This window comes from Pantoea sp. USHLN256 (assembly GCF_037149875.1).
GTDB classification, from domain to species: Bacteria; Pseudomonadota; Gammaproteobacteria; order Enterobacterales; family Enterobacteriaceae; genus Pantoea; species Pantoea nemavictus.
In genome coordinates this window covers 791,327-815,950 of sequence record NZ_JBBCQO010000001.1, presented here as the reverse complement: position 1 = coordinate 815,950, position 24,624 = coordinate 791,327, and the positions used below count along the sequence as shown (strand labels likewise).

General features: G+C 53.3%; 27 protein-coding genes. 11 read left to right on the top strand and 16 right to left on the bottom strand.

The window, feature by feature from the left end; all coding sequences use genetic code 11:
• Window positions 1–38: 38 nt before the first annotated feature.
• Complete coding sequence (locus tag WFL93_RS03885; protein WP_007890717.1) at window positions 39–284, bottom strand: hypothetical protein; 246 nt, start codon at window positions 282–284, stop codon at window positions 39–41.
• Between the two features lie 141 nt (window positions 285–425).
• Here WFL93_RS03885 and WFL93_RS03880 point away from each other — a divergent pair, with 141 nt between their 5' ends.
• The 4 genes from WFL93_RS03880 to WFL93_RS03865 all read left to right on the top strand — a co-directional run bounded on the left by WFL93_RS03880 (window position 426) and on the right by WFL93_RS03865 (window position 2,959).
• Window positions 426–626 (top strand): hypothetical protein, encoded by a 201-nt coding sequence (locus WFL93_RS03880; RefSeq protein WP_336777274.1) that lies wholly within the window; start codon window positions 426–428, stop codon window positions 624–626.
• Window positions 627–1,227: 601 nt separating this feature from the next.
• On the top strand, window positions 1,228–1,815 hold the full coding sequence (pagP, locus tag WFL93_RS03875; RefSeq protein WP_180823242.1) for a lipid IV(A) palmitoyltransferase PagP: 588 nt from the start codon (window positions 1,228–1,230) through the stop codon (window positions 1,813–1,815).
• 150 nt (window positions 1,816–1,965) lie between these two features.
• The gene (gene cspE / locus WFL93_RS03870; protein ID WP_007890714.1) at window positions 1,966–2,175 is read left to right on the top strand and encodes a transcription antiterminator/RNA stability regulator CspE; all 210 of its coding nucleotides are present in this window, start codon (window positions 1,966–1,968) and stop codon (window positions 2,173–2,175) included.
• A 358-nt stretch (window positions 2,176–2,533) separates the two neighbouring features.
• Entirely contained in the window at window positions 2,534–2,959 is a 426-nt protein-coding gene (locus WFL93_RS03865; protein WP_336777273.1) for a GNAT family N-acetyltransferase, read from the top strand.
• Here the strand turns inward: WFL93_RS03865 and WFL93_RS03860 are convergent.
• Window positions 2,943–4,298, bottom strand: coding sequence for an aminotransferase-like domain-containing protein (locus WFL93_RS03860; RefSeq protein ID WP_336777272.1), 1,356 nt, complete (start codon window positions 4,296–4,298; stop codon window positions 2,943–2,945). The genes WFL93_RS03865 and WFL93_RS03860 overlap by 17 nt on opposite strands.
• Window positions 4,299–4,435: 137 nt before the next feature.
• Here WFL93_RS03860 and WFL93_RS03855 point away from each other — a divergent pair, with 137 nt between their 5' ends.
• The 6 genes from WFL93_RS03855 (at window position 4,436) to tatE (ending at window position 9,125) form a co-directional block, all read left to right on the top strand.
• Window positions 4,436–5,395: an ABC transporter substrate-binding protein gene (locus WFL93_RS03855; RefSeq protein WP_180823243.1), complete on the top strand. Its 960-nt coding sequence runs from the start codon at window positions 4,436–4,438 to the stop codon at window positions 5,393–5,395.
• A 3-nt stretch (window positions 5,396–5,398) separates the two neighbouring features.
• The gene (locus WFL93_RS03850; RefSeq protein ID WP_049850886.1) at window positions 5,399–6,193 is read left to right on the top strand and encodes a deaminated glutathione amidase; all 795 of its coding nucleotides are present in this window, start codon (window positions 5,399–5,401) and stop codon (window positions 6,191–6,193) included.
• Window positions 6,194–6,212: 19 nt separating this feature from the next.
• Window positions 6,213–7,100 carry an ABC transporter substrate-binding protein gene (locus WFL93_RS03845; protein WP_336777271.1) on the top strand — a complete coding sequence of 296 codons (888 nt, stop codon included), beginning with the start codon at window positions 6,213–6,215 and terminating at the stop codon, window positions 7,098–7,100.
• Window positions 7,097–8,056, top strand: coding sequence for an amino acid ABC transporter permease (locus WFL93_RS03840; protein WP_007890708.1), 960 nt, complete (start codon window positions 7,097–7,099; stop codon window positions 8,054–8,056). The genes WFL93_RS03845 and WFL93_RS03840 overlap by 4 nt, the downstream gene beginning before the upstream one ends.
• Window positions 8,053–8,823, top strand: a complete 771-nt coding sequence (locus WFL93_RS03835; protein WP_007890707.1) for an amino acid ABC transporter ATP-binding protein — start codon at window positions 8,053–8,055, stop codon at window positions 8,821–8,823. The genes WFL93_RS03840 and WFL93_RS03835 overlap by 4 nt, the downstream gene beginning before the upstream one ends.
• 98 nt (window positions 8,824–8,921) lie before the next feature.
• Entirely contained in the window at window positions 8,922–9,125 is a 204-nt protein-coding gene (gene tatE, locus WFL93_RS03830; RefSeq protein ID WP_007890706.1) for a twin-arginine translocase subunit TatE, read from the top strand.
• Window positions 9,126–9,209: 84 nt separating this feature from the next.
• Here tatE and WFL93_RS03825 read toward each other — a convergent pair whose 3' ends face one another.
• The 14 genes from WFL93_RS03825 to leuS form a co-directional block, all read right to left on the bottom strand.
• Window positions 9,210–10,190 carry a hypothetical protein gene (locus WFL93_RS03825; protein ID WP_336777270.1) on the bottom strand — a complete coding sequence of 327 codons (981 nt, stop codon included), beginning with the start codon at window positions 10,188–10,190 and terminating at the stop codon, window positions 9,210–9,212.
• Between the two features lie 198 nt (window positions 10,191–10,388).
• Window positions 10,389–11,354, bottom strand: a complete 966-nt coding sequence (gene lipA, locus WFL93_RS03820; protein WP_007890704.1) for a lipoyl synthase — start codon at window positions 11,352–11,354, stop codon at window positions 10,389–10,391.
• Window positions 11,355–11,530: 176 nt separating this feature from the next.
• A complete protein-coding gene (lipB, locus tag WFL93_RS03815; RefSeq protein WP_336777269.1) occupies window positions 11,531–12,181 on the bottom strand; it encodes a lipoyl(octanoyl) transferase LipB in 651 nt (216 codons plus the stop codon).
• Window positions 12,182–12,250: 69 nt separating this feature from the next.
• The gene (gene ybeD / locus WFL93_RS03810; RefSeq protein ID WP_007890702.1) at window positions 12,251–12,514 is read right to left on the bottom strand and encodes a DUF493 family protein YbeD; all 264 of its coding nucleotides are present in this window, start codon (window positions 12,512–12,514) and stop codon (window positions 12,251–12,253) included.
• Between the two features lie 96 nt (window positions 12,515–12,610).
• Window positions 12,611–13,822, bottom strand: a complete 1,212-nt coding sequence (gene dacA, locus WFL93_RS03805) for a D-alanyl-D-alanine carboxypeptidase DacA (RefSeq protein ID WP_007890701.1) — start codon at window positions 13,820–13,822, stop codon at window positions 12,611–12,613.
• A gap of 118 nt (window positions 13,823–13,940) precedes the next feature.
• Window positions 13,941–15,035: an endolytic peptidoglycan transglycosylase RlpA gene (gene rlpA, locus WFL93_RS03800; RefSeq protein ID WP_336777268.1), complete on the bottom strand. Its 1,095-nt coding sequence runs from the start codon at window positions 15,033–15,035 to the stop codon at window positions 13,941–13,943.
• 10 nt (window positions 15,036–15,045) lie between these two features.
• Window positions 15,046–16,158: a peptidoglycan glycosyltransferase MrdB gene (gene mrdB, locus WFL93_RS03795; RefSeq protein ID WP_036621577.1), complete on the bottom strand. Its 1,113-nt coding sequence runs from the start codon at window positions 16,156–16,158 to the stop codon at window positions 15,046–15,048.
• A gap of 8 nt (window positions 16,159–16,166) precedes the next feature.
• The gene (mrdA, locus tag WFL93_RS03790; RefSeq protein ID WP_007890698.1) at window positions 16,167–18,071 is read right to left on the bottom strand and encodes a peptidoglycan DD-transpeptidase MrdA; all 1,905 of its coding nucleotides are present in this window, start codon (window positions 18,069–18,071) and stop codon (window positions 16,167–16,169) included.
• A 34-nt stretch (window positions 18,072–18,105) separates the two neighbouring features.
• Window positions 18,106–18,576 carry a 23S rRNA (pseudouridine(1915)-N(3))-methyltransferase RlmH gene (gene rlmH / locus WFL93_RS03785; RefSeq protein WP_007890697.1) on the bottom strand — a complete coding sequence of 157 codons (471 nt, stop codon included), beginning with the start codon at window positions 18,574–18,576 and terminating at the stop codon, window positions 18,106–18,108.
• Window positions 18,577–18,579: 3 nt separating this feature from the next.
• A complete protein-coding gene (rsfS, locus tag WFL93_RS03780) occupies window positions 18,580–18,897 on the bottom strand; it encodes a ribosome silencing factor (RefSeq protein WP_007890696.1) in 318 nt (105 codons plus the stop codon).
• A gap of 91 nt (window positions 18,898–18,988) precedes the next feature.
• Window positions 18,989–19,633, bottom strand: coding sequence for a nicotinate-nucleotide adenylyltransferase (gene nadD / locus WFL93_RS03775; RefSeq protein ID WP_336777267.1), 645 nt, complete (start codon window positions 19,631–19,633; stop codon window positions 18,989–18,991).
• Window positions 19,626–20,657, bottom strand: coding sequence for a DNA polymerase III subunit delta (gene holA, locus WFL93_RS03770; RefSeq protein WP_336777266.1), 1,032 nt, complete (start codon window positions 20,655–20,657; stop codon window positions 19,626–19,628). Before holA ends, nadD begins: the two co-directional genes overlap by 8 nt.
• Window positions 20,654–21,253 carry an LPS assembly lipoprotein LptE gene (gene lptE, locus WFL93_RS03765; protein ID WP_049850892.1) on the bottom strand — a complete coding sequence of 200 codons (600 nt, stop codon included), beginning with the start codon at window positions 21,251–21,253 and terminating at the stop codon, window positions 20,654–20,656. The genes holA and lptE overlap by 4 nt, the downstream gene beginning before the upstream one ends.
• A gap of 14 nt (window positions 21,254–21,267) precedes the next feature.
• Complete coding sequence (gene leuS / locus WFL93_RS03760; RefSeq protein ID WP_336777265.1) at window positions 21,268–23,850, bottom strand: leucine--tRNA ligase; 2,583 nt, start codon at window positions 23,848–23,850, stop codon at window positions 21,268–21,270.
• A 223-nt stretch (window positions 23,851–24,073) separates the two neighbouring features.
• On the opposite strand from leuS, the gene WFL93_RS03755 reads away from it, so the two are divergent.
• A complete protein-coding gene (locus WFL93_RS03755) occupies window positions 24,074–24,556 on the top strand; it encodes a zinc ribbon-containing protein (protein WP_007890691.1) in 483 nt (160 codons plus the stop codon).
• Window positions 24,557–24,624 lie beyond the last annotated feature (68 nt).

Here is a 24,624-nt window from a genome sequence, read left to right as displayed (position 1 = left end):
ATGCTTGAGCAAAGGGCCACAAGCTGTGGCCCAAAAACTCAGTGCGGCTGTTCGAAGCCCGCTTTAACCATCTGATCGCGCAACGCACGCGTGATTTCACGGTTCCCGCCCGTGATGGGATAAATGACATTGTTGACGACATCGTCAAGATAGTGCTCTTCAAACTCCTGCATGGTGAGTTGCGTACCCCCTTCATCGTTGATGGCAATGCTGCCACTGATGTGGTTGCCGTAATCCTTTGCCTTTAGGCTATAACGCCCCATGCTGGTATTAATCGTACTCATAAGAATCTCCTTGTTACGTAGGCATTGATAACAATTGAGGCCTCTTCAGGCGCTGTAAGTTTAGACTGCGTACAGCCGCTGAGTGCGTTAACACAGGGGAAGAAAATCGAAGGCTGCGACCCGTCTCGCAGAAATTAATTTGTGGCAAGCGAAACGCAGCAAATGCAAGTGACCATGCTCGCAGTGGGCGGCGAAAGCAGAATAATCATCTATACTGGTTTGCAGACACGTTATTTTTCATACTTGAAGGAGCGAACAATGAAAATAATTCTGTGGGTTATCGCCATCATCTTCATCGTTGGGTTACTGACGCTTACGGGTGTGTTTAAACTGATTTTCTGACAAGTACAGGCACCTGCGGGTGCCTGAATTTTTTATTCGGCATAGGATTTGACCGCCTCCTCAGGAATTGTCTTTTTACGGACAATATCGCGCAGATCAAGCGGCTTATAACACTTCGCGCAGCAGGCACCATGATGGTGTGGTAAATCGACCTTTTCGCTAGCAGACAACGTGTAGAAAAATTTAGCGCAACCGCAGCGGCTACAGCAAATAGTCATCTCAATTCTTTCCTCTCCGTCCTGGAGTAGTGAGATTTATCTTATTCGTGCGGTGAGTTCAATTGATAAATTTTATTAACTTATTCCCTGAGTGAATGATTAGCGCTAAGTCACTGAATGCTATCTTATTGCCAAAAGTTATCATCACTGCATGTTTGCATTTTTTGTATATATCCCTGCGTGACCTACCTGTTTACCCGCCATTTCGAATCCTGTCTGCTGATTGAGGTAAAATTGACCACTCAATCAGTAAACAACCAAGAATCGGCCTGGAGTGATTGCGCCGTTTTTTTAATACACTTTTCGCTAATAACCTTAAAACGCGGGAGTTGATAAGCGTGTAATGATTGCTTATTGCTCACTGTCGTTTTCTGCATGACTTAATGGGAAATATTGTTGTGAATCGGCACTTTTCTGCAGCGTTATTGAGCTGCATTTTGACCTCTTCGGTCACCTTTTCAGCATCAGCGGTAACAGCATCACAAGCCATCAAATCTGGCTGGAATACCTTTAGCGACAACGTTTCTAAAACCTGGTCGCAACCACAGAACTACGATTTTTATCTGCCCGCCATAACCTGGCATAACCGCTGGACTTATGACGATGAGCACATCGACAAGTACAACGAGCGGCCGTGGGGTGCTGGTGCAGGCGTATCGCGCTGGGACGAGAAAGGTAACTGGAACGGCCTGTATCTGATGGCGTTTAAGGACTCATTTAACAAATGGGAGCCGATAGGCGGTTACGGCTGGGAAGCGACCTGGCGACCGTTAAACGATCAGAATTTTCACGTAGGTGCAGGTTATACGGCGGGCGTGACGGCAAGGGACAACTGGCGATATATTCCTGTTCCCTTGATTTTACCTTTAGCATCAATTGGATATGGTCCAGCTACTTTCCAAATGACTTACATTCCCGGTACTTACAATAACGGTAATGTCTATTTTGCCTGGTTGAGATTTGAGTTTTAAGCGTTAGCGCCGTGCAGAAAGTGTGATCAGTATGCAAAAAATCAATATTTATCACTTTTTCATCAAATCGCACTGGACAAATGTCACCGCAATTGCTGTACTAGACGTCGACACAGTTTAGTGTCCTTTTTTCATGTAAAGGTAATATAGATGTCTAAGATCAAAGGTAACGTAAAGTGGTTTAATGAGTCGAAAGGCTTCGGTTTCATTACTCCAGAAGATGGCAGCAAAGATGTATTCGTACATTTCTCTGCAATCAACAGCAACGGTTTCAAAACTCTGGCTGAAGGTCAACGCGTTGAGTTCGAAATCACTGACGGCGCTAAAGGCCCATCAGCTGCTAACGTTATCGCACTGTAATTTAACAGTTCGAATTCTGAAAACCCGCCTTCTGGCGGGTTTTTTTTATTCTTTTTTTAAGCATGCCACCAAACAAGTATCCAGGCGATAACAGCAAACGTGGTTAAACTCATCGCCATCAACTCATCGAATGAACGCGGTATCAAATCTTTCACTTTATCGGCCTCAGAAGTTCATTTTCCTCAGCATGACAACGACAGATTAAGCCCGCCTTAAGCCGCCATGACATTCTCGTGACAAGGCAGATTCTGCGGCATATCTCACAGATAGCTTGCGTAACATCCCTACAACAATCCTTACTTGCAGATTTTTGTCCGGCAACGCTATATAACTGCTCAGGGAAAAGTGAGGAGGCAGGATGAATATACGTCAGGCACAGGCAAAAGACAGTTTTGCCTTGAGTGCGCTGTTAACCGAATTGGGATACAGCGCAATGGAAGGATTTATCGATACGCGTTTGGCTCAGCTTTGTAACCATCCAGATGAAATACTGCTCGTGGCGGAACACGGCAGCCAGGTGCTGGGTTTTCTGTCATTACACTTTATTCCGCAACTGGCATTGGCGGGCGATTTTGCCCGTATCAGCTATTTCTGCATTGCCGAAGGCGAGCGCAGCAAGGGCAGTGGGCAGCAGTTGTTGAATCATGCTGAACAGCTGGCGCGTTCACGCGGGTGTGATCGTATGGAAGTGCACTGCCACTCATCGCGTCTTAAAGCCAACCAGTTTTATGCGCGGGAAGGCTATGTGGAGTCACCGCGCTATCACATCAAAGCTCTGAGCTAAGGTTAAGCTCACGTCCGCTAGCAATCACAATGGCATCGGCGATGCTGTCGAGCTGGGCAAAAGGCAGCAGCGCCGCGCTGACGCGAATGAATTGCCGGCTGTTAATGCTACAGCGTTCTCCTGGCAGCACGGCGATACCGCGCGCGGCTAGCGTGATCATGGCGTATTGCTCGGATTCCACTGGAATCCACACGCTCAATCCATCACGCTCATCTAACTGCAGACCGCGTTTCGCCAGGGCGGCCAGCAACAAATGGCGACGCTGCGCATAAGTCGCTTTGGCGTGCTGAATACGTTGCTGGGTATCTTCATCGTTAAGCATCCACGCCACGGCATCCTGCAAAATACGGCTGGTCCAGCTCACGCCGAAGTTACGCCAGGCTTGCAGGCGTTGAACCATTTCTGAGGTGGCGGATAACACTGCCAGGCGCAAATCCGGGCCATAGGCTTTGGAGAACGAATGCACATGCAGCACACGTTGCGGATAGTGGAAGCCAAGGCTCCATACTGGCCAGCGCGACAAATCGCCAATGCCATCATCCTCGACGATAATGGTGTTGCTGTTGGCCAGCACGCGGGCTAATTCCGCGCTGCGTCGTTGGCTAACGCTGTGGCCGGTGGCTGAATGCGTACGCGGCTGATAGATAAACATCGCCGGTGATTTCTGCATCAGCGTGGCCAGTGCGGTGGGGATCGGGCCTTGTTCATCGCACGGAAGTGGCAAAATCTCGGCACCAATATTGTCCAGAATATCCAGCAGACGCGTGGCCGTCGGATCTTCGATGACGACACGATCGCCTGGCGAAAGCAGGGTTTGCACGATGAGATTCATCGCATCAAACCCGCCGTCGGTGGCTAGCCAGGCTTCGGCAGGATAGGGCCAGCGCGGTGTCAGTGCATCCTGCAATTGAGGTGAAATGGCCTCGCGCTGATAGCTATTCAATTGCGGAGAAGCAATGCCTGCCAGCATCGCCTGGCGCAAATCGGGTAGCAATGACGGATCGGGCGAGGCCATCGCCAGTGATGCCTGAACATTCTCACCGTAATTCCCAATTTTCTCGAAACGAATCGGCCGCGGCATCACGCTATTACCGCTAACCCACACGCCGCTGCGACCTTTTCCCGCCAGCACTTTCTGCTTTTTCAGCTGTGACCAGGCGGCGGAAACGGTGGCCGGACTCACACCTAATCGCTCCGCCAGCTCGCGCACCGCGGGCATTTGCATGCCAACAGCAATCTGTCCGTCGCGAATCAGGGTTGATGCCGCATGCGTGATGCCTTTCACCGAAGCGTCAGTAATTTGCTGACTGAGCCAGTCCAAATCCACACTTTGCGTCATAAGAAAATCCTTTGTTCAGTAACAAATAATAGATTGTTCAGATTAGTATTCGCGTTTTAGACTCAAATTCAAGCACTATTTGCTGCATAAATAATCACAGCCACAGGGCTGGCAGAACAGACGAGGAAGGCATAACTATGATTACCATCAGACTGGCGGTGCGTGACTGGGATTACTTCACCCCGCTGGCGCTTGGCGATATCAAGCCGGAAGGTTTTGCGCTGGAGATCGATCGCGTCGGCACTCTGGTGGATAACCTGGCGACGAGCGAGCAATACGATGCGGGCGAAGTATCGTTTAGTCGATTTGCTCAGGCGCGGGCGAAAGGTGACACCTCGCTGTTAGGCCTGCCACACTTTCTGATGCGCGGTTTCCGTCAGCGCTGCATCATCACCCGCGCCGATAGCCCAATCACTTCACCGGCACAGCTGAAAGGCAAAAAGATTGGCGTGACCGGCTGGCAGGATTCGGGCAATACTTGGACGCGCACCGTGTTACGTGAAGCGGGCGTGGAGATCGATGATGCGTACTGGTTTGCCGGTCGTTTAACCGCGGATCATCCGATTGTTGATCGTTTGGCCGGTTTTGGTCGTCCGGGCCGTATTGAACCGGCGCCAGGTGAACGTCCACTGATCGAACTGCTGAAAGCCGGGGAGCTGGATGCGGTGTTTACGCCATTTATGCCGGAAGGCTTTTTCCTCGCCGATTCTGGATTGCGCCAGCTGCAGGTCGATTTCGCTGGCGCTGAACGCGACTACTTCAATCGCGTCGGTTATGTGCCGGGCATTCATATCCTGGCGATCAAGCCTGCGCTGGCAGAAGCGCATCCGTGGCTGCCGCAGGCGCTAAGCGAAATCATCGATCGTTCCTACCAGATGTGGATGAAGAAGCGCGAGAAATATGCCGACACGACGCCGTGGCTGCTGGATGATTTGCGACGCACCGCGCAGGAATTACCCGCCAACTGGAATCATAACGGCTTTACCGCTAACAAAAAGATGATTGCCGACTTTGCTAATGAGCTGTTCCAGCAAGGTTTAACCCAAACATTGCTGACGCCGGAAGCAATTTTCCCGGCAGCGGCGCAAGGAGAGTAAAAGATGAAAGTAGCAATGGGGCAATTTGCCGTCAGCCGTGAATGGCAGGAAAACACCGATATTTGCATCGGACTGATGCAGCAGGCGCTGTTGGGCGGCGCAGATCTGCTGGTTTTGCCGGAAGGCGTGCTGGCGCGTGATATCGCCGATCCCGATTTAGTACTGAAAGCCGCGCAGCCGCTTGACGGCCCATTCGTCACGCAGCTGCTGGCCGTCAGCAAAGGTAACAACCTGACCACCATGATGAGCGTGCACGTGCCAACTGCAGGCGAGAAGGCGCTCAATGTACTGATCGCCATTCGCAACGGTGAAATCATCGCGGAGTACGTGAAACTGCACCTTTACGATGCCTTCGCCATGCAAGAGTCGCAGCGCGTCAATCCCGGGCATGAGATTCCGCCGCTGGTCGAGGTGGCAGGCATGAAAGTGGGCCTGATGACCTGCTATGACGTGCGCTTCCCGGAGCTGGCGCGTCGTTTAGTGCTGGATGGCGCGGATGTGCTGGTGCTGCCCGCGGCGTGGGTGAAAGGCCCGCTAAAAGAGATGCATTGGGAGCTGCTGACCACGGCGCGCGCGCTGGAAAACACCTGCTATATGGTGGCGGTTGGCGAGTGCGGCCCGCGCAATATTGGTAACAGCTTGGTGATCGATCCGCTGGGCGTAGCGATTGCCAAAGCGCCTGAATCGGCCGCGCTGGTGTTTGCCGATCTCGATCCGCAGCGCATTGCCTATGCGCGCAGCGTGCTGCCGGTGCTGGAAAATCGCTGTTTTGCTCGTCCTGAACTTAAAACACGTTGATTGCTGGGGAATCTAACTGATGAAAACTATTGCTACCGCCATCGCGCTGTCATTGGGCCTGACGGCCTGTTTCGCTCAGGCAGCTGATGCGATTCCCACGCAGAAAGTAGACCAGGCTCTGCACGATCGTCTGCCTGCGGAGATCAAGAGCAGTGGAAAGATGATCTCGGTAAACAATGGATCCTTTCCGCCATATGAGATCGTCAATGGACCGCATTCCATGGATGGCGCCTCTGCCGATCTGACCGAAGCGCTGGCTCAGCTGCTGGGCGTGAAGATTGAACATGCCACCGTCAGCGGCCTATCGGGCGTGTTGACTGGTATCAATTCTGGCCGTTATCAGATGGCGATTGGGCCGATTGGTGATTACCCGGATCGTCAGCAGAAGGTCGATTTTATCGATTTCGTGCAGGAGTTCGTGGTGTTTGGCGTGCAAAAAGGCAATCCGTCAAAGATTAACGGGCTGGAAGATACCTGCGGCAAGCGTATTGCGGTGATGGCGGCGGGATCGGCCGAACAGGTGATTCGCAAGCAGTCGGATGTCTGTGTCGCCGCGGGCAAACCGGCGGTGGTGGTGCAATCTTTTACCGATCAGCCGTCATCGATTTTAGCCGTGCGCTCTAAACGTTCCGATGCCTTCTTCTCCTCACAGGCGCCGCTGACGTACTTTATCGAACAGTCCAATGGACAACTGGAGCTGTCGGGCAAAGGCAAGAAAAACGGCTTTGGTGATATTTTCCAGGGCACCGTGGTGCCGAAAGGATCCGAGCTGGGCAATGTGGTGCTTGATGCCTATAAAGAGCTGTTCAGCAACGGCACTTATACGGCGATCATGAAGAAGTGGAAACTGGACGGCAACGTACTGCAGCAACCGGGACGTAACCTGGCGCAAGGGGCAGCAAAATGAGTTCAGTCACCAACAATTCGCGAGCCAGGGATAAGGCCGACGTGCAGCAGCGCGATGTGGCTTTTGCCCGCAGTGCGCCCACTTATGGACGCTGGATCTCATGGATTGTGGTGCTGGTTATCGCCGCTAACTTTCTTTGGTTGGTGGCGACCAATCCCAATTTTGAGTGGCATGTGGTGCTGCAGTGGTTCACTGAAGGTTCGGTGATGAAGGGCCTGCAGGTCACGCTCGGCTTGACGGTAGTATCGATGATCCTCGGTACGCTGTTGGGGCTTCTGCTTGGCGTGTGGCGGCTGTCTGAAAACAGATTGTTGAGCGGTTTATCATCGCTCTACATCTGGTTTTTCCGTGGCACACCGCTGCTGGTGCAGCTGATCTTTTGGTACAACCTCTCGACGCTGTTTCCAACGCTGTCGATCACCCTTCCGTGGACGGATATCACCTTTGCCAGCTGGAATACCAACGATCTGATTACACCGCTCACCGCTGCAATTGCCGGATTAGCGCTCAATGAAGCCGCCTATATGGCAGAGATTATTCGTGCTGGATTACTGTCAGTGGATAACGGCCAGGTGGAAACCACCCAGGCGTTTGGCATGAGCCGCAGCCGCGCGCTGCGTCGGGTGATTATTCCGCAGGCGATGCGTTCGATCATCCCGCCAACCGGCAATCAGTTGATCAGCATGATCAAGGCCACTTCGCTGGTGAGCGTGATTGCCATGGGCGATCTGTTGTACTCAGTGCAGGCGGTCTATAACCGTACCTTTGAAATTATCCCGATGCTGATGGTCGCGGTGATTTGGTACCTGTTTATCACCTCGATCCTCAACGTTGGCCAGTCCGCGATTGAGCGCTACTACGCGCGCGGTACGACGCGCACGGTGGTGAATAAACGTCGCGTAGCTGCCAACGATCAAGCACCTGCCGTTGCGCACCGTCTGAAGGAGGATGTATGAGTGAGGTTCAGCCGCTGGTACGCGCGCGCAATGTGCAGAAGAGTTACGGCGACAATGAAGTACTAAAAGGTATCGATCTCGATGTGTTTCCCGGTGAAGTGGTGGTGATTTTGGGACCCTCTGGTTCAGGAAAATCGACCTTTCTGCGCTGCATCAATCATCTGGAAGATATGAATGCCGGTTCGATAATGGTCGGCGAGGATCAGATCGGCTACGAACTTAAACGCGGAATTTTACATCGTCTGTCGGCGCGTAAAATTGCGCATCAGCGCCAGAAAATCGGCATGGTGTTCCAACAGTTCAACCTCTATCCGCACATGACGGTGTTGCAAAACATCATCGAAGCGCCGATTGGCGTACACAAATTTCCGCGTCAGGATGCGCTCAGGCATGCGCATGAACTGCTGGCGACCGTCGGACTCAGCGATAAAGCCGATGCCTGGCCGCGTCACCTTTCGGGTGGCCAGCAGCAGCGTGTGGCCATTGCGCGTGCGCTGGCGATAAAACCCGCCCTGATGTTGTTTGACGAACCGACTTCGGCGCTCGACCCTGAATTAGTTGGCGAAGTGCTGGCCACCATGCGCACGCTGGCCGACCAGGGATTGACGATGATTGTGGTGACACACGAAATTGGTTTTGCGCGCGAAGCGGCCGATCGGGTGGTGTTTATGGATGGTGGCGTGGTGGTGGAGCAGGGCAGTCCGGAACAGGTGATTGGTAACCCGCAGCATCCTCGTACGCAGGCGTTTCTTAGCCGCTTTATCTGAGCCAGCGGTCTCACTCTGTTACAGATTGCAGTTGAGGCCGGCTATAAACTGCGCGTTAATAGTCGGGTCCGTTTTTCACAATGGTTGAAAGGTAAATTATGGAAGGTATCAGTATTGCCAAACTGCTGATCATCGGTGCTCTCATCGTACTGCTTTTTGGCACCAATAAGTTACGTTCACTGGGTGGCGATCTGGGTTCCGCAATCAAAGGCTTCAAGAAAGCCATGAAAGATGATGAATCCGGCGCACCTAAAAGCAGCGTTGAAGAAGTGCCTGCTGAACGCGTCAGTCACAAAGAGTAATCTCTGCGCCGAACGTCAATAAATGTAAATATTTATTACGTTAAAAAAACCAGACTGCTATCAGTCTGGTTTTTGTTTTGCGGCTTAATGCCAGATGACGCTGGCATTCCCCAATGCATCTAAATCGAAGATATCCGCATGATGCAAAGGTTCAAACAGATCTAATCCATTCTGCATTTGCCAGTTGTCGAGCAACCCTTCAGTTAATACCAGCGGCGCTAAGGTCACCGGCATTTCATCTAGTTGTGTCACCAACTCGATTAAGGCGTTATCAATCATCTCCAGCTCACTCTCATCGATCGGCATGAGAATCGCCCCGATTTTTGAGCGAATGACAAATGGCACATCGATTTTGTCACCAGGGATGCCTTGCGGACCAATGGGTACTGCACTGAAGATATGCTGAGCGGCAGGAAGTTCGGCCGGCACGGCAAATTGCCACTGGCCTTCGTTATCGATCTCCGTGCTGCCTACCAGCACATCATCAATGTAAAAGTTGAGTAATGTGCCAGCAGGCGCGACACCGCTGAATGTGATCTCATCGTCCTGTTGTTGATACTCGCTATTCAGGATGACTTCACTTACCTCGCTGGTCGTTGCGTCAACTCTCGGCTGCTGTTCAGGCTCACGCACGCTGGGCTCAATCAGATCGATGGCTTCTACGCTGACAATCGGCGGGTTGACATACAGCGGCGAAAGCGTCAGCAGAGGGAGGCTAAACTCGCCTTCCTCTGGATTATCGTTCCAGCGATAGTCAGCCTCATAAGGTAACAACGGCAGCGTAGCGGGCAGAACGTCAGGATGGGTCATTTCTGCCACCATCGCTGCCGTCTGATAAAGTGTTTCGGCAGGAGCGGCATCGGCTGTTTTTACCCTCAATGGCAGCTGCATCTCATCGTAGCGATGTTCAATGCTGATGGCGGTGGCGATAAACGCATTGGCACAAGAGGCGTGAGAAGAAGTATAGGGATTAGTGTTGTCTATCGGCGTAGTTCGCGCTTTTAGCGCTTCCAGGCTCTCACCTGATGCGCTGTAACGCCGCACATCTGAGGGTGGACCTGACACATCCGGTGCTCGGGAAAAATCGAGCCCCTCTGTATGAAAGGATGTTTGCATTATCTGACCTTCAAAAAAATCACACTGAGAAAAAGAATAGGCTCTTATGGCCTCAGCGGTTAAAGCGACAGAGTTAAGACGAGGATTAATAGCGTGGCGGTGATTTTTAGCGATTGCGCCCAGGCAGGGCGCAATCGTGAAAGGAAATTACTTAACTTCCATACCTTTAGCCTGCATGTCGGCATGATAAGAAGAGCGCACGAATGGGCCGCAGGCTGCATGGGTGAAGCCCATCGCCATCGCTTCTTCTTTCATTTCATCAAACTCTGCCGGGCTTACGTAGCGCTGTACGGGCAAGTGGTGACGACTCGGCTGCAGATATTGGCCTAGCGTCAGCATGGTGACGCCATGACGACGCAGATCGCGCATCACTTCAATGATTTCGGCATTGGTTTCACCCAGGCCAACCATCAAACCCGATTTGGTGGGTATTTCCGGATGCGCTTCTTTGAACCGCTCCAGCAGTTTCAGTGACCAATCGTAGTTCGCGCCCGGACGCACCTGACGGTAAACGCGCGGCACGTTCTCCAGGTTGTGGTTAAACACATCCGGCGGCGTGGCATTGAGGATTTCCAGCGCACGATCCATACGACCACGGAAGTCTGGCACCAGCGTTTCAATTTTGATTGTTGGGCTTTTTTCGCGAATCGCGCTGATACAGTCGGCAAAGTGCTGAGCGCCGCCGTCACGCAGATCGTCACGATCCACTGAGGTGATGACCACATAACGCAACGCCATATCGGCGATGGTTTGCGCCAGCTTCAGCGGCTCGTTAGCATCGGGCATGTTCGGACGACCATGTGCCACATCGCAGAATGGGCAGCGACGAGTACAGATTGCACCGAGGATCATAAAGGTTGCCGTGCCGTGGTTAAAACATTCCGCGAGGTTAGGGCAGGAGGCTTCTTCGCACACCGAGTGCAGACCATTTTTACGCATCGCGGCTTTGATGCCCTGAATGCGGCTTGAATCCGCAGGCAGTTTGATCTTCATCCATTCCGGCTTACGCAGAATTTGTTCACGCTCTACCACCACGGTTTTCACCGGGATTAGCGCCATCTTGTCGGCATCGCGATATTTGACGCCACGTTCCATCTGAATTGGTTTACTCATAAATCTGCAGGTTCCGGTCGGGATTGCGATTTGAAAGCTTCCTCACTCAAACTGAGAACCAGGCTTTCAACTTTTTTTGAAAATATGGCAAAAATTATATCATCTCATCTGCCCATAAGCAGCCGATAAGCCGAGGCAAAAGTTACAATTTTGTAAATACGCACGTACAGACAAGGTCAAACGGCGGCATCATTTTGCCATGCCAGTTGGGTAAATCCGGTCAAGCGCGCGAAATGTTGTACCAAACGTGGTTGTACATCTGCGGGGGTTACGCCTGGCTGAAACTGGCTTAACTGCGTCATCTGCATCCCGGCATAACCGCAGGGGTTGATACGCAGAAAAGGGGCTAAATCCATCGACACATTAAGCGCCAGACCGTGAAACGAACAGCCTTTACGGATGCGCAGCCCCAGCGAGCAAATCTTCTCATCACCAACATAAACGCCTGGCGCATCAGGACGTGCACGGGCGCTGATGTCGTAATCGGCTAGCGTGGCAATCACCGTCTCTTCTAAGGCGGTTACCAGCTCACGTACGCCCATTTTGCGGCGCTTAACGTCGATCAGCACATACATTACTTGTTGGCCTGGGCCATGATATGTCACCTGGCCGCCACGATCGCTTTGCACTACCGGAATATCGCCCGGCATCAGCAAATGCTCGGCTTTGCCTGCCTGACCTTGAGTAAATACCGGATGGTGTTCAACCAACCAGATTTCATCGGCAGAGTGGCTGTCACGCTGATCGGTGAATTGATGCATCGCATCGGAGATGGGTTGCCAATCGCGCTGGCCGAGTTGACGAACAAGAAGCGTATTAGCTGACAAAGCGAAGATCCGGTAAAGAGTGGAACGCAGAGTATAACGCTGGCAAAGCGGACTTTGCCAGCGCCAGAATTACAGCACCATACGTACGATTTCGATGTTGCCTAACTCTTCATAGAGCGTTTCAACTTGCTCAATATGCGTCGCGATGATGGTAATTGAAACTGAGTGATAGTTGCCTTTGCTGCTTGGCTTAATATCTGGCTTGTAGTCGCCTGGCGCGTGGCGCTGCACCACTTCAACCACTTGATCAACCAGCTCCGGTTGCGCCAAACCCATCACTTTGTAAGTAAATGGTGTAGGGAATTCGAGCAGTTCATTCAATTTGGTTTTCATACATTGACTCCGGTGCTTAAAAAACAGGCTCCCGCCGAGGCGGGAGCAAAGATAGTAGCTTATTTGGGGGCAAATTGGCGTTTTTTCAAGCGCGCCTTAGCCGAACCAGTGGTGGAACATCAGTTTGATGTAATCAATAATGCGACCGAAGAAACCGCCTTCCTGTACTTCGTTCAGCACCACCAGCGGACGCTGTTCAACCGTTTTACCATCAAGCTGGAAGTTGATGCTGCCAACTACTTGATTTTTCTGAAGCGGCGCGTGCAGTTCAGTGTTGTTCAGCACATAGCTGGCTTTCAGATCTTTCATGCGGCCACGCGGGATGGTCAGATAGGCATCTTTCTCCACGCCCAGCTGCACGCGATCGCTGTTACCGAACCACACCGGCTCAGAGGCAAACTCTTTACCCGCTTTCAGTGGCGCTACGGTTTCAAAGAAGCGGAAGCCCCACGTCAGCAGCTTTTTACTCTCGGTTTCGCGGCCTTTATAGGTACGTCCACCCATTACCGCTGAGATCAAACGCATCTGACCTTCAGTCGCAGAAGCCACCAGGTTGTAGCCTGCTGCATCCGTGTGGCCGGTTTTAATGCCGTCGACGTTCAGGCTGGTATCCCACAGTAAACCGTTACGGTTGGTCTGGCGGATATTGTTGAAGGTGAAGTCTTTTTCGCGGTAAACCGCGTACTCATCCGGCACATCACGGATCAGCGCCTGGCCGATCAACGCCATATCGCGCGGGGAGCTATATTGGCCTTCAGCATCTAAACCGTGCACGGTTTGGAAGTGGGTATTTTTCAGGCCCAGCGCGCCAACGTAGTTGTTCATCAGGTTAACGAACGCGTCCTGGCTACCCGCAACATAGTCAGCCATGGCAACGCAGGCATCATTGCCCGATTGCAGCACGATTCCGCGCGTCAGCTGTGAAACCGGTACACGATCGCCAGGCTTCAGGAACATCAGTGATGAACCTTTAAATACGGGATTACCGGTTGCCCAGGCATCTTTGCCGACGGTAACGATATCATCGTTATGGATTTTGCCGGCCTTGACCGCCTGACCAATCACGTAGCTGGTCATCATTTTGGTCAGACTTGCCGGATCGCGACGCGCATCGGCGTTCTTTTCGGCCAGCACTTTACCGGAGTTATAGTCGATCAGCACATAAGCTTCAGCATCAATGTCCGGTACGCCCGGAATCATAGTCTTAAGATTAACATCGTCCGCAAAAGCGACATGGCTGAGAGAAAGGGCGATCAGTGATCCCACTGTCAGGCGTTTCAGAAAACGAGAAGGTTTCAGCGTATTCATGTTCAGGACTACAACATCCGTGGGTTTAGAGTGAAAAAAAGTGCCTAACTATAGCAAACGCCCGATCGGGCGACATCTTGCTTTGCAAATCAGTTTCAGCAGGAAATGTCACTGACCGTTACATTGACGGGCGGGCAGTGGTGATAAATGAACTCATTTGCGCTTCGGTGTTCAGGCGCTGCTGCAGTGCCGCCGCTTCAGCGCGGCTGTTAAAACCACCTAGCTGAATGCGATAGACGTTGCCATTCGCTTCAACCGCACCCGGCACGCCAAAGCGCTTACCAAGGCTTTCCGCCAGTTGACGTGCGCGGACCGGATCGTTAATCGCACCCACCTGTACCACATAACCGCTGCCCGCATGGGCATTCTGGCGGGTAGCCGGCGCGGCGCTCGCTGTTGGGGCGACAGGCGTTGTCGATGCTGGCGACGCTGCAGGCTCGTTGCCTTCGAGCACGCCATTTGCTAACGGCTGCGGCGCACCGAGAAAACCACTACTCTGGACTGGCGCACCCATGTCGCCATTATTCTGCAGCGTGCTGTTATCAACGGCGCGCACATCTTGCGGGGCAGGCGCTGGCGTAGTATTGGCGCTACCGCCCATCATCACCATGCCACCGCCGAGGTCTGGACGCGCGGGCAAGGCGTAGCTCTGCTTAGCGACGGTAGTACCGATGGAGCCAGGACCCGAAACGGAACCATCCGGCGCGACTTTAATGTAATCCACTCGTACGCGGGTATTGTTGGAGATATTCAGGCGGTCGCCCGCTGCGCGCGACAGATCAATAATGCGGCCCGGCGTGTAAGGACCGCGATCGTTGACACGCACCACAATTTGGCGGCCATTAGCGATGTTAGTGACGCGCACATAGCTTGGCAGCGGCAAAGTAGGGTGCGCAGCCGTCATGGCTTCCGGATCGTAGGTTTCTCCGATAGCGGTACGGTTACCTTGCGCTTCATCGCCATACCAGGTTGCCAAGCCGACTTCGCTGTAGTTCGACGGATCTTTAATCACGCGGTAATTTTTACCGTTGACGCTGTAATCCTGGCTGGTAGAGGGATTGATCGGTTCATAACGCGGTTCCACGCCAGGAATTTCCACTACCGGGCCGTTGTAGGCCGGTTGCGGGGGCGCAGTATTATTTTGCGGTTCCGGTGTGGAACAGGCAGCCAGTACCAATGATGCCAGTGCAACCCCAAGCCATTCCTTACGCATGTGCAGCCTCTTAAACGCTTTTAGATAACATTTTTCGATGAGTATGGATCGACATCACGATGCCAAATCCAGCCATTAACACAATCAATGCCGATCCGCCGTAACTGACCAGCGGCAGCGGTACGCCAACCACCGGTAAGATACCACTTACCATGCCAATGTTAACGAAAACATAAACGAATAAAATCAGCATCAAACCGCCGGCCATCACGCGGCCAAAGGTGGTTTGCGCGCGCGCGGCGATGATCAAGCCGCGCATGATCAGCAGCAAATAGAGTACCAGCAATAACAACACGCCAACCAGGCCGAGCTCTTCCGCCAGTACGGCAAAGATAAAGTCGGTGTGACGTTCAGGCAAAAACTCCAGCTGCGATTGGGTGCCGTGCAGCCAACCCTTACCGCGCAAGCCCCCCGATCCGATGGCAATTTTTGATTGAATGATGTGATATCCGGCACCGAGCGGATCGCTTTCCGGGTCCAGCAGCATCATGACGCGGTCGCGCTGATAATCGTGCATCAGGAAGAACCACAGAATCGGGATAAAGGCCGCCACCAGCAGCACCGCAATGCCAATCAGTTTCCAGCTCATGCCGGATAAGAACAGCACAAACAGGCCTGAAGCGGCGATCAAAATAGAAGTACCCAGGTCAGGCTGCGCCGCCACTAACAGCGTGGGCATGAAAATCAGCACTAACGCGATACCGGTATTTTTTAGCGTCGGCGGACAAACATCGCGGTTGATAAAGCGCGCCACCATCAGCGGCACGGCAATCTTAGCGATTTCCGAGGGCTGAAAACGCACGAAGCCGAGGTCGAGCCAGCGCTGCGCCCCTTTACTGATATGGCCAAAGGCATCCACCGCAATCAGCAATATCACGCAGACAATGTAGAGGTAGGGCGCCCAACTTTCATAAACGCGCGGCGGCACCTGCGCCAGCACCAGCATAATGACAATGCCCATGGCAATCTGGCCGAATTTACGTTCGGTCATGCCCGGATCCTGTCCGCTGGCGCTCCAGATAACGATAGCGCTGTACGTTAGCAGGCTGAGAATGATCAGCATAAATAGCGGGTCGATATGGATGCGCGTCCAGATCGATCTTTTCTGCGGATTATCGTTCATGGACATCTTTATTCACCTTCGTAGCCGGGCGGCGTCGGCGCCGCTTCTGGCAGCACGGTATTATTGTCGCCTAACATAATGTGGTCGAGAATCTGGCGCATCACGGTGCCCACTGCCGGACCCGCACCGCCATTTTCCAGAATCATGGTGACTGCTACGCGCGGCTTATCGTACGGGGCGTAAGCGGTCATTAATTTATGGTCGCGCAGACGCTCAGCAATCTTGTGCGCGTTATAGGTCTCATTCTCTTTAAGGCCGAAGACCTGCGCAGTACCCGATTTTGCCGCGATTTTGTAGGGCGCATCGGCAAAGCTTTTATGCGCGGTACCGTTGGCGCGGTTGGCCACGCCATACATGCCATCTTTGGCAATTTCCCAGTAGCCGGAATGAATGTCGCCAATCGGCGCATCAGGTACCTGGCGATACGGCACCATGGTCTGACCTTCACGGGTCGCGCGCAGCAGATGCGGCACTTTAATCACGCCATCGTTAATCAGAATCATCATCGCTTTGTTCATTTGTATCGGCGTCGCGGTCCAGTAACCCTGGCCAATCCCTACGGGAATGGTGTCACCCTGATACCACGGTTTCTTAAAGCGCTTCAGTTTCCATTCACGCGTTGGCATGTTGCCCGCGCTCTCTTGCGGCAGGTCGATACCGGTGCGGTGCCCATAGCCGAACTTGGTCATCCATTCTGACAGACGATCGATGCCCATGTCGTAAGCGACTTGGTAAAAGAACGTATCCGCTGATTCTTCCAGTGATTTCGTGACGTTCAGGCGGCCGTGGCCCCATTTTTTCCAGTCACGGTAGCGCTTTTCTGAACCTGGCAGTTGCCACCAGCCGGGATCGAATAGGCTGGTATTGCGGTTGATTACGCCAGCGCTTAAAGCAGATACCGCAACGTAAGGTTTAACGGTGGAAGCGGGCGGATAGGAGGCTTGCAGCGCGCGGTTATACAGGGGACGGTTTTCGTCGCTTAACAGCGCTTTGTAATCTTTGCTGGTGATCCCGTCGACGAACAGGTTCGGGTCGTAGCTGGGAGTCGAAACCAAGGCGAGAATTTCACCGGTACGCGGATCGCTGACCACGACCGCCGCGCGGCTGCCGGTCAGTAAGGTTTCGATATACTGCTGCAGTTTGAGATCAACCGTCAGGTAGATATCTCGGCCAGCCTGCGGTGACTGCTCATGCAACTGACGTATCACGCGGCCGCGGTTATTAACTTCAACCTCTTCATAACCGGTTTTGCCGTGCAATACATCTTCGTAATAGTTTTCAATGCCTAACTTGCCGATATCATGCGTTGCAGCGTAGTTTGGCCATTTGCCTTCCTGATCGAGGCGCGTGACGTCGCGATCGTTAATTTTCGATACGTAGCCAACGACGTGCGTTAGCGTTTGCCCGTAAGGATAGTAGCGGCGCTGATAGCCTTTCACTTCCACGCCGGGAAAACGGTACTGATTGACCGCGAAACGCGCCACCTGTACCTCATTCAAACCGATTTTTACCGGAATAGAGGTGAAGCGTCGCGAACGTTTGCGCTCTTTTTCGAAGGCATCGATATCGTCGTCGGTCAGATCTAACACCGGGCGCAGGTTCTGTAACGTCTGCTTAAGATCTTCGACCTTTTCCGGCATTAGCTCAGCCTGATAGATGGTGCGGTTCAGCGCCAGCGGCACGCCGTTGCGATCGAAGATAATGCCGCGGCTCGGCGCCACAGGCACCAGCTTGATACGGTTTTCATTCGATCGGGTGCTGTAATCATCAAATCGCAGGATTTGCAGGTGGTACATATTGACCACCAGTACGCTGGAGAGCAGCAGAATGCCAAAAAACGCCACCAACGCTCGGCGGACAAAGAGTTTCTGTTCGGCAGTGTAATCGCGAAAGGCGTTGCTCTGTAATTTCATCCGCTACATCTATTGTCTGGGGGTTGTCAGGCGTTTATTCACGATGATAAGGATGATTCGTGGTGATGCTCCAGGCACGATACAGGCTTTCCGCTACCAGCACACGCACCAGCGGATGTGGCAACGTTAATGCTGACAGTGACCAGCTTTGCTCGGCAGCCGCTTTACATGCCGGCGCCAGTCCTTCCGGACCACCGATCAACAGACTGACATCTCGGCCATCCTGCTTCCAGCGTTCCAGCTGCTGCGCCAGCTGTGGGGTTTCCCACGGCTGTCCTGGAATATCCAGCGTAACAATGCGATTGCCTTTGCCAACCGCGGCCAGCATCGCTTCACCTTCTTTTTCCAGAATGCGTTTGATGTCAGCGTTCTTACCGCGTTTACCGGCAGTCACTTCGGTCAGTTCAAACGGCATATCCTTCGGGAAGCGGCGCAGATATTCCATGAAACCGGTCTGAACCCAGTCGGGCATTTTGGTGCCGACGGCCACAAGCTGCAGTTTCAAGGCTTAGCTCCAGAGTTTTTCCAGCTCGTACAGCTGGCGGCTCTCTGCTTCCATCACGTGTACAATCACGTCACCGAGGTCAACCACCACCCAATCAGAGGCAGTTTTACTGTCAACACCGAGCGGCTTAAGACCCGCAGCGCGTGATTCCTGTACCACGTGATCGGCGATTGAGGCGACGTGACGCGTTGAAGTACCGGTGCAAATAATCATGCAATCGGTGATGCTGGATTTGCCCTGAACATCAATAGCAATAATGTTCTGGCCTTTGAGATCATCAATCTTATCAATAACGAACTCTTGGAGTGCTTTACCTTGCAAAAGGTTCCCCTTAAAAACAGGTGATTACGGACGGGCTAGCGATTCGAGAAAGGTAGCCGAAAATGAAGCGGCGCAGTATAGCATGCCACCTTTAGCTGCGATATAAGCCAACGCTATTGATATAGCCGATGACCGCCTCAGGCAGTAAATCCGCGCAGGAAGCGCCCACATGGCGACGTTGACGAATCTCAGTCGCTGAGATGTTGAGGAGCGGCGTATCAGCCAGCCAAATCTTTCCTGCGGGTGAGTGATGCAGCTGCTGCGCATCATCGGCAAGATGATCATCAAGCCACTGCTGCATTTGTGGCGTGTCCATTTGCGTGGCGTAACCCGGACGTTGGCAAACCAGTAAATGACACAGCGACAGCAACTCCTGCCAGCGATGCCATTTGCCTAACGTTAGCAGAGAATCCTGACCAATGATAAACCCCAGGGGCTGTTTTGCGCCGCGCTCGGCACGCAGTGCTTCCAGCGTGGCGACGGTCCATGAGGGCGTTTCACGCTCCAGCTCGCGTGTATCGATATCAAACAAGGGGCGGTCAGCGATAGCACAGCGCAACATCTCAACACGCTGCTGCGCACTGGCCTCAGGCTGCGGACGATGCGGCGGCACATTGTTCGGTAAAAGCGTCACCTTCTTCAAACCGACCTGCTGTGCCAGAGCTTCTACCGGGCGCAGATGACCATAATGAATCGGATCGAAGGTGCCGCCAAACAGGGCATAGAGTTTAGACATCGGTAAAGCTCAAGGGGAAATCGCGGTGGCACAGCAGCAGCGACAGCGTTTCCAGCTGTGGCCATAGATTTTGCCCGTAATCCTGCTTCATGCTGAGCTCCAGCTCTGCCAGCAGCTGCACCGCACGCTGCAAACGACGTGCATCAAGACGCTGTAGTGCTTCGGTAAACAGTGCGCGGCGGTTTTGCCAGATTCGTTGCTGATCCATCAACGTACGCAGTGCTTGTTTCGCCTGATTACGCTGCAGGTGCAATAAGGTCAGCAAATCGCGCTGTAGCGTACGCAGCAGAATAACGACTTCGCTGTCCTCTTTCTCCAGCTGATACAGGATATGCTGGGCACGTTTACTTTTCCCTGCCAGTAGCGCATCAACCCAGTGAAACGGGGTAAAGTGCGCGGCATCGTTAACCGCGGCTTCCACGCGCGGCAAGGTCAATTTGCCATCTGGCCACAGTAGCGATAAACGTTCCAGCGCTTGGGCCAATGCCAGCAGGTTGCCTTCGTAGCAGTAGCAGAGCAGCTGGATTGCGGCATCATCGACGCTGAGCTTCATCGTTTTGGCACGGCTGGCAACCCAACGCGGCAGCTGTGCTTGCTCAGGCGTTTGGCATGGCACCAGCACGGCATGCGCACTCAGGGCTTTGAACCAGGCGCTGTTCTCCTGCGCTTTGGTTAACTTAGCCATCCGCAACACCAGTAAAATATCGCTGTGCAACAACGTCGCCAGCTTCACCAACTGCTCGGCGATGGCGGCGTTAGGGCCGTTTTCCGGCAGCTGCAGGGTTAGCGTTTGGCGTTGGGTAAACAGGCTAAGCGATTGGCAACTGACGAAGATCGCATCCCAGTCAGTTTGTGCATCAAGAGTGACGCTGAAATGCTCTTCAAATCCTTGCGCTGTTGCAGTGACACGAATTGCATCCGCGCTTTCCTGTATCAGCAGCGGTTCGTTGCCGGTAAGAAAATAACAGGCGCGCAGCCCCTCACGAAGCTGCGCGCTCAGTTGTTCAGGATAAATCCTGATCATTGCAGACTGGTAGCTGACGAAGATGACACTTCCGGTGAGTTTTCTCCCGGCAAAATCACGTCAGGCTCTGGCAACGTTTGTTTGTTATTTATCTGTGCGGCATGCACAGTCAGCAGTTTACGTACTAACTGTTCGGCGGCACGCTGACGCATCTCTTGCACAATCATATCTTGCTCGGCATCCTTCGCCAGTGCGGCGTTCGGGTTGTCGAAGAAAGAGCGATACACGGTAGTGCTAATCGGGTAGATGCCTTTACCCGGCAGCAGAACCTGCGCCGTCACCGTCATCACCAGAGAATATTCCGCGGTGGTACCGCTAATAAACACCGATGCAGTATCTCGTCCTTGCCTTGCTGAACCAAGACGTAGCGTTGGATACTTAGCACTAGCCTCATCACTGTCTTCAACAATATTCACATTGTTGATACGCAGCTGCTGGCGCACGGCGCGCGCCAGTGGACCATAGGGATCGCCGGTCTGGACGATGAGCGTTTTCATTTCACTCGGCACCGCCGTGGTGCCGCGCGGGTGAAAACCACAGCCTGCGGTAATCATTACCGCAAGCAGAACAAACAGCCTGATAATCAGTTGTCGCACAGTTCCTCCTGAACTTAACCCACAACCAGGTTAAGCAGTTTGCCAGGGACATAAATCACTTTACGAATGGTGACGCCTTCCAGATATTTTGCCACCAAATGCTCCTGTGCAGCACGCGCCTGCACCTGCTCCTGCGTTGCATCCGGCGCAACGGTAATCCTGCCGCGCACTTTGCCATTGACCTGAACCACCACCAGCAGCGAGTCTTCCACCATAGCGGCTTCATCGGCAACCGGCCAGTTCGCTTCGTCAATGCTGCCTTCGCCGCCCAGCGCCTGCCACAGCACGTAGCTGGCGTGCGGGGTAAACGGATAAAGCAGACGAGTCACCGCCACCAGTGCTTCCTGCAGCAGTGCACGATCTTGTTCGCTTTCCTGTGGCGCACGGATCAGCTTGTTCATCAGCTCCATGATAGCCGCGATAGCGGTGTTAAACGTCTGACGACGACCCACATCATCGGCCACTTTGGCGATAGTTTTGTGCAGATCGCGACGCAGCGCTTTCTGATCGTCATTCAGGCCATTTACGTCCAGGGCAACGGTCGCGCCTTTGGCAACATGTTCGTAAGCCAGCTTCCACACGCGCTTCAGGAAGCGGTTGGCGCCTTCAACGCCCGATTCCTGCCACTCCAGCGTCATCTCTGCCGGGGAAGCGAACATCATGAACAGGCGTACAGTATCCGCACCGTAGCGTTCAACCATCAGCTGTGGATCGATGCCGTTATTTTTCGACTTCGACATTTTGCTCATGCCTGCGTATACCACTTCACGGCCTTCAGTATCGGTGGCTTTGACAATGCGACCTTTTTCATCGCGCTCAACGGTCACGTCTACCGGAGACACCCAGTTACGCTCGCCGTTCACGCCGATATAGTAGAACGCATCGGCCAGAACCATGCCCTGACACAGCAGGCGTTTAGCCGGCTCATTCGAGTTCACCAGGCCCGCATCACGCAGCAGCTTGTGATAGAAACGGAAGTACAGCAGGTGCATGATGGCGTGTTCGATACCGCCAACATACTGATCGACCGGCAGCCAGTAGTTCGCTGCCGCCGGATCCAACATGCCTTCGTTGTAATTGGTGCAGGTGTAGCGTGCGTAATACCACGATGACTCCATGAAGGTGTCAAAGGTGTCGGTTTCACGTAGCGCTGGCTGGCCGTTTACGGTAGTTTTGGCCCACTCAGGATCGGCTTTGATTGGGCTGGTAATACCATCCATGACAACGTCTTCAGGGAGGATAACCGGCAGCTGATCTTCTGGCGTAGGCATGACGGTGCCATCTTCCAGCGTCACCATTGGAATCGGTGCGCCCCAGTAACGCTGACGGGAAACGCCCCAGTCGCGCAGACGGTAATTAACTTTACGCACACCGACGCCTTTGGCAGCCAGCGCGTCGGCGATAGCATTAAAGCCCGCCTGATGATCCAAACCGTTGTACTCGCCAGAGTTGAACAGCGAGCCTTTCTCGGTCATCGCTGCGGCACTCAGATCCGGCTCGGAACCGTCGAGGTTCAGCACGACAGGCTTAATGTTCAGGTTGTATTTGGTGGCGAACTCCCAGTCACGCTGATCGTGACCTGGAACGGCCATTACCGCACCGGTGCCGTATTCCATCAGCACGAAGTTAGCGACCCACACCGGGATCTCTTCACCGGTCAACGGATGGATTGCAGACAGGCCGGTGGCCACGCCTTTCTTCTCCATCGTTGCCATGTCTGCTTCGGCGACTTTGGTGGTACGGCATTCATCAATGAATTCAGCCAAAGCGGGATTCGTGGCGGCAGCTTGCTGTGCCAGCGGGTGACCTGCGGCAACAGCCAAATAAGTTGCACCCATGAAGGTGTCTGGACGCGTGGTGTAAACGGTCAGCTTCTCAGCGCTATTAACCACATCAAAGGTGATTTCCACGCCTTCTGAACGGCCAATCCAGTTACGCTGCATGGTTTTGACCTGTTCCGGCCAATCTTCAAGCGTATCAAGATCGTTGAGCAGCTCTTCCGCATAAGCGGTGATTTTCACAAACCACTGCGGGATCTCTTTGCGCTCAACTTTGGTGTCGCAACGCCAGCAGCAGCCATCAATAACCTGCTCGTTGGCCAGCACCGTCTGATCGTTCGGGCACCAGTTCACCGCAGAGGTCTTCTTATAGACCATGCCTTTTTCATACAGCTTAGTGAAGAACCACTGCTCCCAGCGGTAGTATTCTGGCTGGCAGGTCGCCAGTTCACGGCTCCAGTCGTAGCCAAAGCCCAGCAGTTTCAGCTGGTTCTTCATATAGGCGATGTTGTCGTAAGTCCACGGTGCAGGGGCAGTGTTATTTTTCACCGCGGCGCCTTCCGCCGGCAGACCAAATGCATCCCAACCGATGGGTTGCAACACGTTTTTGCCAAGCATGCGCTGGTAACGCGCAATCACATCGCCAATGGTGTAGTTACGCACGTGGCCCATGTGTAGGCGACCAGAAGGATAGGGCAGCATGGACAGGCAGTAATACTTCTCTTTACCTTCCTGCTCGGTCACTTTAAAGGTTTCGTTTTCGTCCCAGTGTTGTTGGACGCGGGTTTCTATCTCTTCCGGGCGGTATTGCTCTTGCATGGCTGCCTGTGGTCCTTTGTGAAAATCGAAAATCGCTAAGCATAGATCCGCATAGCATACCCATAAGGCTGCGCCTCAACAACTTTTCACGCCCCTGCAAACCGGATTTCTGCTGAATGCGCCGCCGCTTTCACCCTTTTGTGATTTCTCTCGTTGTCAGCGCTGCAAATGTGCCAAAGCAGCTAAACTTAACTGCAGCACCCGTAGCGGAAAGGAGAACAAAATGAATAACGTGGCGCAGGAATACCGTGCAACGATTGAAGCATTATCCCAACGTTTGGATCATGGCGAGCGTGATGTTGATGCACTGGTCGCGGAGGCACGGCAAAGTTTGCTGGCGAAGAAGACGCTGTCGCCCGCCGAGGTGAATGAAGTGATGCGTGCCGTACGGCGCGATTTGCATGAGTTTGCGCTGAGCTATCAGGAATCTTCTGATGTGGTCGGCGATTCGGTGTTTTTGCGGGTGATTCGTGAGAGCCTGTGGAAAGAACTGGCGGATATCACTGATAAAAGCCAGTTAGAGTGGCGCGAAGTGTTTCAGGATCTCCGTCATCACGGCGTTTACCAGAGCGGTGAAGTGGTCGGCTTGGGGAATTTAGTCTGCGAGAAGTGCGGCTTCACGCGGGCGATTTATACGCCAGAGAGCTTAACGCGCTGCCCGGAGTGCGGGCACGATCAGTTCCAGCGCCAGCCGTTTGAACCCTGATTTTATGAACTAATAACCCCCGCGCGATGAATCGCGCCGCTACGGGTACGAGCACTTATCGTAGCGGC